General features: G+C 68.1%; 12 protein-coding genes. 3 read left to right on the top strand and 9 right to left on the bottom strand.

Annotated elements, in window-relative coordinates; genetic code table 11:
- The first annotated feature begins 120 nt into the window (after positions 1-120).
- Positions 121-765 carry a DUF8020 domain-containing protein gene (locus tag KV203_RS18820; protein ID WP_246600265.1) on the top strand — a complete coding sequence of 215 codons (645 nt, stop codon included), beginning with the start codon at positions 121-123 and terminating at the stop codon, positions 763-765.
- Between the two features lie 87 nt (positions 766-852).
- Here the strand turns inward: KV203_RS18820 and KV203_RS18825 are convergent, their stop codons facing one another.
- The 3 genes from KV203_RS18825 to KV203_RS18835 form a co-directional block, all read right to left on the bottom strand.
- Entirely contained in the window at positions 853-2,457 is a 1,605-nt protein-coding gene (locus KV203_RS18825) for a glycosyltransferase family 87 protein (protein ID WP_066473569.1), read from the bottom strand.
- A 53-nt stretch (positions 2,458-2,510) separates the two neighbouring features.
- The gene (locus tag KV203_RS18830) at positions 2,511-5,087 is read right to left on the bottom strand and encodes a transglycosylase domain-containing protein (RefSeq protein WP_083530267.1); all 2,577 of its coding nucleotides are present in this window, start codon (positions 5,085-5,087) and stop codon (positions 2,511-2,513) included.
- Between the two features lie 82 nt (positions 5,088-5,169).
- The gene (locus KV203_RS18835) at positions 5,170-5,586 is read right to left on the bottom strand and encodes a DUF5318 family protein (protein WP_066473567.1); all 417 of its coding nucleotides are present in this window, start codon (positions 5,584-5,586) and stop codon (positions 5,170-5,172) included.
- A gap of 149 nt (positions 5,587-5,735) precedes the next feature.
- Between KV203_RS18835 and KV203_RS18840 the strand changes: the two genes are divergently transcribed.
- Both KV203_RS18840 and KV203_RS18845 read left to right on the top strand, forming a co-directional pair.
- Complete coding sequence (locus KV203_RS18840) at positions 5,736-6,290, top strand: PadR family transcriptional regulator (RefSeq protein WP_066473683.1); 555 nt, start codon at positions 5,736-5,738, stop codon at positions 6,288-6,290.
- Positions 6,283-7,380 (top strand): inositol-3-phosphate synthase, encoded by a 1,098-nt coding sequence (locus KV203_RS18845; protein ID WP_066473565.1) that lies wholly within the window; start codon positions 6,283-6,285, stop codon positions 7,378-7,380. The genes KV203_RS18840 and KV203_RS18845 overlap by 8 nt, the downstream gene beginning before the upstream one ends.
- Here KV203_RS18845 and KV203_RS18850 read toward each other — a convergent pair.
- The 6 genes from KV203_RS18850 to KV203_RS18875 form a co-directional block, all read right to left on the bottom strand.
- Positions 7,284-7,829: a GyrI-like domain-containing protein gene (locus KV203_RS18850; RefSeq protein WP_246600267.1), complete on the bottom strand. Its 546-nt coding sequence runs from the start codon at positions 7,827-7,829 to the stop codon at positions 7,284-7,286. The two genes, KV203_RS18845 and KV203_RS18850, sit on opposite strands and share 97 nt — an antisense overlap.
- The gene (locus KV203_RS18855; RefSeq protein ID WP_066473563.1) at positions 7,826-8,284 is read right to left on the bottom strand and encodes a GyrI-like domain-containing protein; all 459 of its coding nucleotides are present in this window, start codon (positions 8,282-8,284) and stop codon (positions 7,826-7,828) included. Before KV203_RS18855 ends, KV203_RS18850 begins: the two co-directional genes overlap by 4 nt.
- Before the next feature lie 118 nt (positions 8,285-8,402).
- On the bottom strand, positions 8,403-10,454 hold the full coding sequence (locus KV203_RS18860; RefSeq protein WP_066473562.1) for a transglycosylase domain-containing protein: 2,052 nt from the start codon (positions 10,452-10,454) through the stop codon (positions 8,403-8,405).
- A 37-nt stretch (positions 10,455-10,491) separates the two neighbouring features.
- Positions 10,492-10,701 carry a hypothetical protein gene (locus KV203_RS18865; protein ID WP_066473559.1) on the bottom strand — a complete coding sequence of 70 codons (210 nt, stop codon included), beginning with the start codon at positions 10,699-10,701 and terminating at the stop codon, positions 10,492-10,494.
- Positions 10,698-11,582: a carbohydrate ABC transporter permease gene (locus KV203_RS18870; protein WP_083530266.1), complete on the bottom strand. Its 885-nt coding sequence runs from the start codon at positions 11,580-11,582 to the stop codon at positions 10,698-10,700. The genes KV203_RS18865 and KV203_RS18870 overlap by 4 nt, the downstream gene beginning before the upstream one ends.
- Positions 11,582-12,598: a carbohydrate ABC transporter permease gene (locus tag KV203_RS18875; RefSeq protein ID WP_083530265.1), complete on the bottom strand. Its 1,017-nt coding sequence runs from the start codon at positions 12,596-12,598 to the stop codon at positions 11,582-11,584. The genes KV203_RS18870 and KV203_RS18875 overlap by 1 nt, the downstream gene beginning before the upstream one ends.
- Positions 12,599-12,616: the final 18 nt, after the last annotated feature.

The raw sequence follows: 12,616 nt of genomic DNA on the forward strand, positions 1-12,616 counted from the left end.
GCTTTCCAGGTTGGGGAGGCCTGGCGCACAAGCTCTCGGGTGAGGAGTTCGTCCTAGGCGTCAGGGGCTGACAGCACTGTTCGAACGAAATGGAAACTATTCCGGATGAACCTTCGCAGGATGACCGCCACGGCGGTGCTCGTTGTCAGCGCGATCGGTCTCGGCTCTGCCACCGCCTACGCAGATCCCGCGCCGGCCTCGAACGACATCGGCTACCAGATGAAGGTGGTCGAGCAGTCGATCGTCACCACCCTGGACAAGGGCCGCTTCGAGGTCAAGAAGGACTCGTACGAGATCGAGGATTCGAGCGGCAAGGCCGTTGTCGAGCTGCCGCTTTCGGTGAACCTGGGTGACATCAAGATCCCGCTGCACGCGGTGATGAAGGATGACAAGACCCTCCAGCTCACCCCTGAGGTACCCAAGCAGGCCATCACGGCGACGTCGAATCTGATGGTCAAGCCGGTCGCCTCGCTGGAAGAGAATCAGAAGGCGCAGTCCGCCTTCCTGACTCAGCTCGGCATCGCGACCTCGGTCGGCGGCCTCGTCGGCACCATCATCGGTGCGGTCGTCGGTTGTGTCTTCGGCCTGCCGCTGTTCGGTGTCGGCTGCATCCCCGGCATCGCGGCCGGCGCCGGCCTCGGCGGCGTGATCGGCACCATCGTGGCCGGCGGTCCGACGTTGGTCGTCGCCGGCATCGACCTGATCCAGACGCTCCAGGCGCCGCCCGGCACCACCAAGTGGGCGAGCACCCAGCCGGCCGGCTGAGTCAGCAACACCGCTCGAAGCACGAACGGCCCGCTCCCACACCGGGAGCGGGCCGTTTGCTGTGTGTCGAGGGGTCCGACGAACCCGTCAGACCCGGCTGACCACCGGTTCCGGTGGCGGCGCGGCCGCCGGGACCGCCGCGGCCCGCGGGCGCAATCGGCTGGGCAGCCGGCTCGGGAACCGGTCCGGCGCATGGTCGAGGACCCCACCTGCCGGGTCGTCGGCGCCTTCCGCACGCACCAGATCACCGTCCGGGTGATAGATCCGGTAGAGGATCAACCCGCACAGCGACAGCACGGCGATGTCGCGCAGCACCACGGCACCGGTGAACCACTGCTCGGGTAGGCCTTTGTTGTCGACGCCCAGGTAGAAGAACATCCGTGGCACCCAGACCAGCGCGTCCACGGTCATCCAGGTCAGCAAGACCCGACGATGCGGATAGGCCAGCACGGCAAGCGGGGTGAGCCAGAGCGAGTATTGCGGGCTCCACACCTTGTTGGTCAACAGAAAGCCGGCGATCAACAGGAAGCACAGCTGGGGGAACCGCGGTCGGCGTGGCGCCGTGAGCGCGACGTATCCGACACCTGCAGCCACCGCGGCGAACAACGCCAGCGAGACCATGTTCAAGATCACCGGTGGTTCGCCCTGGCCGAGCTCGCCGTCGAAACCGGGCCACCCGGTGAACGACTTGATCACGTTGTAGATCGAGTCGGGATCGGCGTTCCGTTCGGTGTTCAGCCGGAAGAACTCCAGCCAGCCGTTCCAGAACAACGCAGCGATCGGCAGATTGACCGCCAGCCAGGTCACCAGCGCAGTCGCCGTCGCCACGCCCCACTCCCGCAATCGACTCACCCGGATACACAGCGCGAGCAGCGGCAGCAGCAAGAACAACGGATAAAGCTTGGTTGCGGCGCCCAGGCCGAGCAGGACCCCGGCCAAGGCCGGACGGCGTCGAGCCCAGGCAAGCATCCCGCCGGCCGCGAATGCCGTCGCCAACGGATCGAAGTTGGTGAAACCGTGGACCGCGATCAGCGGGGTACAGGCCAACGTGGCGCTGTCCCAGATCCGCCGGCCGGCGGACAATGCCGTCGCCCACACCGTCACCAACCACGCGGCCGCCAGACCGAGCGCGGCCATATTGAAGTAGATCGCCACCTGCAGCGCACCGGGCAGCCACGGCACCGCGTCCCAGGCCTTCGCCGCCCGCATGACCACGTACTGGTAGAGCCCGGCCACCACCGGATACTCCATGTACCGCACCTGCGGCAGGCCCGCCGAACCATCCTCGACCCACGAAACCTTGTACGGAAACGCGCCTTCGTTGAGTCGCTCCGCCCCGTACAGCGGGACGATGTCGGTGTAACACATCGCCACGTACTGTCGGTTGTTGCTCCAGTCCAAGGCCGGCCCGTTATCGCCGGGATGCTGCTGGATACATGCCGCCTTGCCGAACCAGCCGAATGCCAGGAACACCACCGCCATGGCCAACACGACACGCACCGGCGTCCAGAACCGCGCCCGGCCGATCAGTGCATGCCGGCCGATCGGCCCGCCGACCAGTCGGGAGAGCTGCGACGCGAGCGAATCGGTCCAACTCGGCAGGTCCCGCCAGGTCGCCGATCGTCGGTCCGGTGCCAGCGGGGCCGGCGATACCTCTCCTACGTCCTGGCCACCGCTGCTGGTCTCCGACACGATGTCCGAGGTTACCCGGGACGGGTAGCGGCCGGCGGCGGCCCGTTGTCGGGTCAGCCGAGGGGTACCAGGCCGGCCGGCTGCCGGGTCGGCGGATCTCTGCCCGCCGGCGCGGTGACCACTCCCGGGGAAAGAACCGTCGGCTCCGCCCCGGCTATCTCGCCGTCCACCGGAACCGACGGCTCCTGATCTCGGCCGGGTATCGACGGCGCTTGACCGTTCGGCGCTTGACCGTTCGACGGTTGGCCGGTCCCGGCCGGCGGTTCCGGCTGGGTTACCGCGGGCTCGACCGGCTGCCCGGTCTGCGGTTCGATCTGCTGCTCCGCGGGCGCTACCCCGGGCACCGGAATCGTCACCCCGGGCAGGATTTCGATCTGGCTCGGCGTAATCACCACCGGCGGCTGTTGCGGGAGCTGCGGCAGCTGTATCGCGGGAGCCTGTTGCTGGGTCTGCACCGGGGCCTGCGTCTGTCGCGGCGGCACATACGGTGCCGTGTACTCGGGCACTCCGGCCTGACCCGCGATCGGCTCCGGGTCCGGGAACGGCTCGTTGTCGGTGCCGTCCAGCGCCCCGTCCATCGTCGCCTTCCAGATGTCCGACGGCAGACCGGAACCGTAGATCGGGCCGCCGTACACGTTGCGTAGCGGTAGTCCCTGCTCGGTGCCGACCCAGACCGCGGTGGCGAGCGACGGCGTATAGCCGACCATCCAGGCGTCCTTGTTCTCGCCGGTATCACCCAGCTGCGAGGTCCCCGTCTTGGCGGCCGAACCGCGTCCACCCGCGAGGTTGTGACCACGCGAATAGCCGGCGATCGGCCGCATCGCCGAGGTGACGTTGTCGGCGACCGCCTTGTCCACCCGTTGCTCCCCCGGGGTCGGCGCACGATCGAACAGCACCACGCCGTCGGCACTCGTCACCTGCTGCACGAAGTGCGGCGGGTGGTACATCCCGGATGCCGCCAGGGTGGCGTAGGCGGAGGCCATGTCGATCGGGCGGGACTGGTACTGACCGAGGACGATGCCGTAGTTGGGACCGGCCCCACCCGGCTCGGTCAGCGACGGCCCCACGCCGGGAATGTCGACCGGGATGCCCAGCTTGTGCGCCATGTCGGCGATCAACTGCGGACCGTTGGTGCCGTCGCCCATCTGCATCATCATCCGGTAGAAGCTGGTGTTCAACGAACGCTTGAGTGCCTCCGCGATCGTGCAGGTGCCGCAGGATTCACCCTCGACATTGCTGATCTGGATCCCGTTGACGGTCAGCGGCGAGCTGTCGTACATCTTCGACAGCGGCGTGCCGTCGGCCAGGTTCGCGGCCAAGCCGAACACCTTGAACGACGAACCGGTCTGCAAGCCGGCGTTGGCGAAGTCGTAACCCTTGCCGTCCCGACCACCGTAATAGGCCTTCACCCCGCCGGTCCGCGGGTCGATCGACACCACCGCGGTCCGCAACTCCGGCGGCTCACCCTGCATGTTGTTGTCCACCGCCGCGACCGCCGCGTCCTGGGCCTTCGCGTCGATGGTCGTGACGATTTTCAGGCCCTCGGTGTTGAGCTGCTTCTCGCTGATCCCGATATCGGAAAGCTCCTGCAATACCCGGGCCTTGATCAACCCCTCCGGACCGGAGTCCTGATTCGGGTCGACCAACGAGGCCATCGGCACAACCAGGGGAAACTGGGTATTCGCTCGCTCGGTCGGGGTCAACCAGCCTTGTTCGACCATGCCGTCCAGCACATAGTTCCACCGGGTCTGCGCGCCGGTCGGGTTGGTCTCCGGATCGAGCCGGGTCGGCTGCTGGACCACGGCGGCCAGGACCGCGCCCTCGGCCACGGTCAACTGCTCCACCGGCTTGTTGAAGTACGCCTTGGCAGCGGCCGAGATGCCGTAGGCGCCACGGCCGAAGTAGATGGTGTTCAGGTAGGCCGCGAGGATGTCGTCCTTGCTCCATTCCCGCGCCATCTTGGAGGAGATCACCAGCTCGTGCATCTTGCGGCTGAGCGTGCGCTCCGAGCCGACCAAGGCGTTCTTCACGTACTGCTGGGTGATCGTCGACCCGCCGCCCGCGGTGTCCTTGCCGAGCAAGTTGTCCCGCAGTGCCCGGCCGAAGCCGGTCACCGAGAAGCCGGGGTTGGAATAGAAATTGCGATCTTCGGCGGCCAGGACGGCGTGCCGGACCGGCACCGGCACCTGCTCGATGGTGACGTCGGTCCGGTTACCTTCCGGCGGGACCACCTTGCTGATCACCGTGCTGCCGTCGATAGCGGTGATCGTGGCGACCTGGTTGGTCGGGATGTCGCCCGGTTTGGGCACATCGACCCACACGTAGGCGATCACGAAGAGGACGAACGGCAACAAGCTGCAGATCGCGATCGCGGTGAGGATGCGCGCCCGCCACGGGCGTCGGCGCTGGTCGCCGTCACGCGGTCCGTCGGAGCCGCCCGAACCCCCGCCGGACGCCGGTGGGGGGACCGAAGGCGGCGGCGGCGAGCCGTACACGCCGCCCGGCGGTCGCCCGGTGTAGACGCCGCCCGGCGGGTACGACCGTCCGATCACCTCGGTACGCGGGCCGGGCCCGGTGCCGCCGGATCGCGGCGCGGCCGGTGGCCCGTCGTAGGGGTAGCTCACTGGCATTTCTCCCGTGGTTCGAGACCGACGGCGCAGCGCGCGGACGATGGTCCACGCAGCTGCGGTCCGGATGTCTCGGGTTGCATGCTTATTCGGTTGCGGTGCGCCGACCCGACTCCCGGCGGCGGGTGCGCCGCGGCGGCGGCGCGATACCGAGAACGTAGGACTGCACCAGATGATTCCAGTTGCAGGAGCGGCATACCTCGACGACGTGGACCGAGAATTCCTCTCGACTAGCCGCGAGTCTAGCCAGCTCCTCCGGCGTGCGGGCAGATCCGGACGCGGGCCCCAGCCGTTCGCCGTAGACCCAGGAGACCTGGGTCAGCTGCTCCTTACGGCAGATGGGGCAGATCACCTCGGTCGACCGGCCGTGGAACTTCGCCGCTCGCAACAAGTACGGATCTGCGTCGCAGACCTCGGCGACCGCGGTCCGGCCGGCGTGCACCGACGCCAACAGCGACCGACGCCGAAGCGCGTAGTCGACCACCTGCCGCTGAGTTCGCACGGGTCAAGCGTACGTCGATCGGCCGACGCCCGGGCAAGACTTGCGTAGCTATATCGCCGCGATATAGTTGTCCGCGGCATCGACCTGTTAGGTTGAGGTCACGGTTGATTGTCCGAGCAGGCCCGCGGATTCGGGCGGAGGTGAACGTCGTGCTCGAACTTGCGATTCTCGGGCTGTTGCTCGAGGCGCCGATGCACGGCTACGAACTGCGCAAACGGCTGACCGGGTTGCTCGGTGCGTTCCGCGCTTTCTCATACGGTTCGCTCTATCCGACGCTGCGTCGCATGCAGGCGGATGGGCTGATCGACGAGGAGGTTCCGGTCGGCACGGTGCGCCGGGCCCGTCGGGTGTATCAACTGACCCCTCTCGGGAAGCAGCGCTTCGCCGAACTGGTCGCCGACACCGGCCCGCAGAATTACACCGACGACGGGTTCGGCGTCCACCTGGCGTTCTTCAGCCGCACCCCCGCCGAAGCGCGGATGCGGATTCTGGAAGGTCGCCGGCGGCAGGTCGAGGAGCGCCGCGAGGGGCTTCGGGAGGCGATCACCCGGGCGAGCGGTTCACTCGACCGCTACACCCGGCAGCTACACCAGCTCGGACTGGAGTCGAGCGAACGCGAGGTTCGCTGGCTCAACGAGCTGATCGCTGCCGAACAATCATCGAAAGCTTTGGGAAGAGAAAAAGGAGAACCCGGCCGTGACTGACATCCGACAGCCCGCCACCGACACCGACGTACGGGTGGCCATCGTTGGCGTGGGAAACTGCGCATCCTCCCTGGTACAGGGCGTGCAGTACTACCGCGACGCGGATGAATCGGCCACCGTGCCGGGTCTCATGCACGTCAAGTTCGGGCAGTACCACGTGCGCGACGTGAAGTTCGTGGCGGCGTTCGATGTCGACGCCAAGAAGGTCGGTTTCGACCTGTCGGAAGCCATCTTCGCCTCCGAGAACAACACCATCAAGATTTCCGATGTGCCGCCGAGCAACGTGATCGTGCAGCGCGGTCCGACGCTGGACGGCATCGGCAAGTACTACGCCCAGACGATCGAGCTGTCCGACGCCGAGCCGGTGGATGTGGTGCAGGCCCTGCGCGAATCCGGCGCGGACGTGCTGGTGTCCTACCTGCCGGTCGGCTCCGAGGAAGCGGACAAGTTCTATGCCCAGTGCGCGATCGACGCCGGGGTCGCTTTCGTCAACGCGCTGCCGGTGTTCATCGCGAGTGATCCGGAGTGGGCGGCAAAGTTCACCGCGGCGGGCGTGCCGATCGTCGGCGACGACATCAAATCGCAGGTCGGAGCGACGATTACGCACCGGGTGCTGGCCAAGCTGTTCGAGGATCGCGGCGTGCAGCTCGACCGCACGATGCAGCTGAACGTCGGCGGCAACATGGACTTCAAGAACATGCTGGAGCGGGAGCGGCTGGAATCGAAGAAGATCTCCAAGACCCAGGCGGTCACCTCCAACCTGCAGCGCGAACTCGGCTCGGGCGACGTGCACATCGGACCGTCGGACCATGTGGGCTGGCTGGACGACCGGAAGTGGGCCTACGTCCGGCTGGAGGGCCGGGCGTTCGGCGACGTGCCGCTGAACCTGGAGTACAAGCTCGAGGTGTGGGATTCGCCGAACTCGGCCGGGATCATCATCGACGCGGTCCGCGCTGCCAAGATCGCCCGCGACCGCGGCATCGGTGGCCCGGTCTATCCGGCCTCGGCATATCTGATGAAATCCCCGCCGGTGCAGATGCCCGACGATCGGGCGCGCACAGAGCTGGAAGCGTTCATCATCGAGGCCTGACCCACGCCGGCCGGACCGATCACGGCGCCAACGCGACGAAAACCTCCACCGAGGTCGAGTCCGGGACAGCGTTCCAGATCGGCGGTGTAGCTGCGCCGGATCTCACCCGTGTTCTCCGCCTGCACGATCTCGGCCCAGGCGGTACGGGTGAGGTCGTAGGGCTTGCCGGCGACCGCGAACTTGGCGTACGGTCCGGCCGGAATCCGGGTGACCACGTCACCCGGCAGCACATCCTCGATGTGCTCCGCCTCGTAGCCGAGCACCGCGGCACAGCGCCCGTCCTGGGCGACGTAGGCTGCCGCTCGCACGCCGGGTCGGTCCCGGACGAGGTAGCGGTCCCAGGTGAAGGTGATCAGGTCGAGGTCCCGGCGGGCCACTTCCGCGCCGGCGAGCGGAATGGTCAGGCCGGCGACCAGTCGTTCGGTGAGCGTGACGATCTCGAAGCTCACTCATCCTCCCGCTCGCCGGCCAACGCCACAAAGGCCTCGGCGGTACGCACGTCGGGGTATCGCTCGAAATCCCCGGTGTAGCCCCGCACGATGCGCCCCTCCGCCTCAGCATCCCACACCGCCCGCCACAGCTCGGGTACGACGACCGACAGCTCGTCCCCCCGGCACACGAAGTGTGCGTACCGGCCCGCGGGCAGGCGGGCCAGCACATCGCCGGGCAACAGATCGCCGAGCGTTCGGCAGCGGTACCCCACGATATGGGTCATATAGGAGTTCAGCTCGCCGGCAAAGTCGACGTACGCGGTCGCCGGTGGACCGGGCAGGGTACGGGCGAACATCCGCTCCCACGCCTGCGTTACCTTCAGCCGGCGCGGCCCCTCGACGGCGAGTGCCGGGCTCCGCAGCACCGTACCGGCCACCAGGATTTCCCGGCGCGCGACGATCTTGAAATTCATCGACTCCCCGACTTCCGTTCTTCATTCCCGGTTCCATGCGTTATCCGTCGATCTGCAGGCCCCTCGGCTACTTAATCATGCCGGTCGGTATGTCATGCAGCTCGCGTCCCCGACCGGGTCAACGCGGGGCGGGCCAATCGATGACCGGCGGCGGGGTACCCGGTGGCGGCGTGATGACCAGGTCTCGGCTTCCCGCTGCGGGCGGGCGCGCCGAACCCGGTCCCGGATCGCTGAACAACGAGTCCGGTGGGTCCGTCCGGCCCGGCGGAAACGGCTCGTGCGGGGAACCGGCGAGCGCCGCGTTCATCGTCTGCTGCCAGATATCGGCCGGTAGTCCGGACCCGTAGATATCGGCCCCGCTGCTGGTCCGGATCGCCTGCGGCTGCTCGGTGCCGACCCAGACCGCGGTGACCAGCGACGGGGTGTAGCCGATCATCCAGGCATCCTTGTTCCGCCCGGTGCCGGGGAGTTCGGTCGTCCCGGTCTTCGCGGCCGACGGCCGCCCGTCGGCCAGCCCGTGTCCGCCCGAGTACGCGGCGATCGGGATCAGCGCCTTGGTCACGGTGTCGGCGACCGACGCCGACAACCGTCGCTCACCCGATTCCGGTGCTCGATCCAGCAGCACCTTGCCCGAGTTCGTGGTCACCTTCTGGACGAAGAAGGGCTGCCGGAAGATTCCCGAAGCGGCCAGCGTCGCATAGGCCGACGCCAGGTCGATCGGCCGGACCAGGTACTGCCCGAGCACGATCCCGTTGTTCGGCGGTCGGCCGTCCTCGCTCAGGGTGTGCTCGATGCCGGGCAGCGAGCGTGGTATGCCGGCCAGGTGGGCGGCGTCCGCCACCGCCTGGGGACCACCCCACAACGACAGCATCAGCCGGTAGTAACTGGTGTTCAGCGACCGCTTCATCGCCTCGGCCAGACTGCAGAAGCCACACGACTCGCCGCCGACGTTCGTCACGGTGATGCCGTTCACGGTCAGCGGCGAACTGTCGTAGCGGGCGGACAGCGAGTAGCCCTGGGCCAGACCGGCGATCAGCGCGAACACCTTGAACGACGATCCTGCCTGTAGCTCCGCTCCGGCCAGGTCGAAGCCGAGGCCGTCCTCGCCGCCGTAGTAGGCGCGCACACCGCCCGTCCGCGGGTCGAGCGCAACGACCGCGGCACGCAGCTGCGGCGGCTGGTCGGCAAGTCGGCCGTGCACCGCGTCCAGCGCGGCCTGCTGCGTCTTGGCGTCGATCGTGGTCACGATCGACAGTCCCCGGGTGTCGATATCGGTCTGGTCGATCCCGGCCGCCGCCAGTTCCCGCAGCACCTGGGTGCGGATCAGCCCTTCCGGCCGGTGCGCAGCGACGTCGTCGACCAGCGGTGCGGCCGGCACGATCGGCGGAAATCCCACTGCGGCCCGCGCCCCCTCGGCCAACACCCCCATCGTCACCATGCCGTCCAGCACGTACGCCCACCGCGCCTGCAGTTGGTCGAGGTGCCGGTCCGGGTCGAGCGCGGACGGCGTCCGGATCAATGCGGCCAGCACCGCGCCCTCGGCGAGGTCGAGTTGGTCGACCGGCTTGCCGAAGTAGGCCCGGGCGGCGGCGGCGATCCCGTACGCGCCGCGCCCGTAATAGATGGTGTTCAGATAGGCCGCGAGGATGTCGTCCTTGCTCCAGGTCCGGGCCATCTTGGTGGCAATCACCAGTTCGGTGGACTTGCGCACGAGAGTGCGCTCGGACGAGAGGAACGCGTTCTTCACGTATTGCTGCGTGATCGTCGAGCCGCCGCCTGCGTCGTCGCGATCGAGGAGGTTGTCCCGCGCGGCACGCATCAGGCCGGACACCGAGAAGCCCGGATTGGTCGCAAAGTCACGATCCTCGGCGGCCAGCACGGCGTCCCGGACCACCTGGGGGACGGCCGCCAGCGGCACCTCCACCCGACTGCCCTCCGCCGGATACACCGTGACCAACGGGGTGGCCCCGTCGGCGGCGAAGATCGTCGCCTGCCGACCGACGCGGACCTCGGCGGGCTGCGGGATGGACACCGCGAGGTAGGCGAGGGCGAACCCGAGCACGGGCAGGAGCAGCACCGCGGCAAGCGCGAGGGACAACGCCAGGAGCAGCGCCGACCGGCGCGGCCGCCGGGTCGCACCTGGACTCTTTCGCCCCACCATCCCCAGCATCCCCACCGATGCTACGGGGTGGGGCCGCTCGGATCGGTCAGTTGCTGCGCCGGCGCGCGGCAACCGCCAAACCGAGCAGCGCAAGGACGCCGGCCAGCACCGATGCCGGAACCACCCCGGGCGGCTCCCGGAACAGTTCCGCGACCGCGGCGACCAGCGCCGGCAGGGTGAAAAACGCGAGGATCCCGATCAGCACCTCGAGCCGCTGCCGGCGCGCGATCGGGTGGCCACCACCGCCGACGCTCACGACTTCACCCCACCCGCGGTCAGCCCGGAGATGATCCGGCGCTGGAACAGCAACACCATGATCACCAGCGGCACGGTCACGATGGTCCCGGCCGCCATGATCGCCGCGTACGGCACGACGTGCGGATCGTTGCCGGTGAACCGGGAGATCGCCACCGTGACCGGCTCGGTCTTGTCGCTGGAGAGCAGGTTGGCCAGCAGATACTCGTTCACCGCGGCGATGAAGCCGAGGATCGCGGTGGTGAACAAGGCCGGCGCAGCCAGCGGCAGGAGCACGAGCCGGAACGCCTGCGCCCGACTCGCCCCGTCGATCCGAGCGGCTTCCTCCAACTCCCAGGGCAGCTCACCGAAGAACGAGGTGAGCGTGTACACGGTCAGCGGCAACACGAACGAGATGTTCGGGATGATCAGAGCCTGGTAGTGGCCGATCCAGTCCAGCTCGGTGAACAGCTGGAACAGCGGGGTGACCAGGGCTACCACCGGAAACATCGAGGCGCCCAGGATCAGCCCGACCACCAGGTAGCGGCCGCGGAAGTCGATCCGGGCCAGCGCGTAGGCGGCGAAGACGCCGAGCAGCACCGCCGCCGCGGTGGTGCCGGCCCCGATGATCAGGCTGTTGGTCAGTGCCCGGCCGAAATTGTTGCCGTTCTCGGTGGACAGCGCATTGCGGAAGTTTTCCAACGTCGGATGGGTCGGCCAGGGCGTGATGTCGAACGTGTGCGCCGGGGCCCGCAGCGCCGTGATCACCATCCAGTAGAACGGTGCCAGCCCCCAGACCAGGATCGCCGCCACGCCGAGATAACCACGTACCGCCGGCCACCGGGACCGGCGCCGGCCACCGGCTCCCTCCCGCCCGCGCACCCCGTCCGCCCGATGCGCCATCACCGGCTACCCCGCCGCTGATCTTCCTGGGTGCGGACCGCGTTGGCGCCGAGCAGCTTCACCAGGACGAACGCCACCGCGAAGATCAGCAGAAAGGTGAGGGTGGACAACGCCGAGGCGCTGTTGAAGCCCTGCCGGGTCTGGTCCACCACCAGCATCGACACGGTCCGGGTGGCGTCGTTGCTGCCGATCAGGATGGCCGGCAGATCGTACATCCGCAGTGCGTCCATCGTCCGGAACAAGATCGCCACCAGCAACGCCGGCTTCACCAGCGGCAGCGTGATCTGGGTGAATCGCTGCCATGCCGAGGCGCCGTCCACCCGGGCAGCCTCGTAGACGTCCGCCGGAATCATCTGCAAACCGGCCAGAATCAGCAACGCCATGAACGGGGTGGTCTTCCACACGTCGGCGACGATCACCGCGGACCGGGCCGGCCAGGCGTCCGAAGTCCAGAGGATCCGGGTGCCGAGCAGCCGGTTCACCACGCCGTCGGTGGCGAACATGAAGTACCAGAGCTTGGCGGTGACCGCGGTCGGGATCGCCCACGGGATCAGCACCGCGGCCCGCAGCAGCGCCCGGCCGCGGAAGCTACGGCCCATCACGATCGCCATCCAGATGCCGATCGTCGCCTCCAACGCCACCGTCACCACTGCGAGCGCGAGCGTCGTGCCGACCGCGGTCCAGAACTGCGACCCGAGCGTGCCGGGCGGGCAGGCGACCTGCGCCCCGGTTCCGGAGGTGCAGCGTTGCAGCAACCAGTGCGTGTAATTGGCGAATCCGGCGTAGCCGCCCTCGACGAACATGCCGGTGGCCGGGTCCAGGCCGGCGTCCTGCTCGAACGACATCCAGACCGCACGCAACACCGGATAACCGATCACCGCCGCCAGCGCCACCAGCACCGGCGAGATCAGCAACCACGCATGCCTCGTCCGCAGACCCCGACGCACACCGCGGCCGGGGGCACTGCCCCCGGCCGCGACATTCGAATCGGTCTTTGCGCGGTATCGCACCGCCATTCGACCCTCCCCGGCTCC

Origin of the sequence: Skermania piniformis, assembly GCF_019285775.1 — a bacterium.
Lineage (GTDB): Bacteria > Actinomycetota > Actinomycetes > Mycobacteriales > Mycobacteriaceae > Skermania > Skermania pinensis.